This is a genomic window from Acinetobacter sp. YT-02 (assembly GCF_002412355.1).
In the GTDB taxonomy this organism is placed as follows: domain Bacteria; phylum Pseudomonadota; class Gammaproteobacteria; order Pseudomonadales; family Moraxellaceae; genus Acinetobacter; species Acinetobacter towneri.
The window spans coordinates 1-600 of the sequence record NZ_NOZT01000105.1; the positions used below are offsets into that span (position 1 = coordinate 1).

General features: G+C 42.3%; 1 protein-coding gene. It reads right to left on the minus strand.

Annotation, left to right across the window (positions count from 1 at the left end):
• On the minus strand, window positions 1-600 hold a 600-nt coding region (gene istA, locus CF596_RS14535; RefSeq protein ID WP_143228721.1), incomplete at both ends, for an IS21 family transposase.

A 600-nucleotide genomic window follows, 5' to 3' on the forward strand; every position in this document is an offset into this window, starting at 1 on the left:
TTCCATTTATGCTGCCCCTCCTGATAGGCATCCCGTTCAATCATGATCGTTTTAGCGTTATCAAACAGGATTTCCTGAGGTACTCCTGCAAAGAACTGAAATGCATTTTGCAGACCATCGATCCATGCATCGGTACGTTCATGATCATAAAATTTCACGAAAGTCGCTCTGGAATACCCTAATGTTGCGACAAAGGCTTTTAAAGTCGAGTTGTTGCGTCGAATCGTGGTGAAATCTACCTGCATTTGTTGGCCAGGTTGGGTTTCAAAACGAATGATCGGTTCCGGTTTAGCAACTGATTTTAATGTTGCAAGATATTCCCTCAAGATCCTGATCTTTCCTGGATATCCCAACCTTAAAATTTCCTGGTAGAGCACAACAGCAGGAATCCATTCAGGATGAGCTGCGTTTACACGTTTGAGTAAATAGGGTTTATATGGATCAAGAATACTTGTTCTAGGTTGTGTACGCCGATACTGAGGTGTTTCCTTCTGCCGTAAATATTTACGTACGGTATTTCGGGACACCCCCAGTTCACGACTAATGGCTTTAATAGATTTACCTTGTTGATGAAGTATTTGGATTGTCACTGCTTGCTCC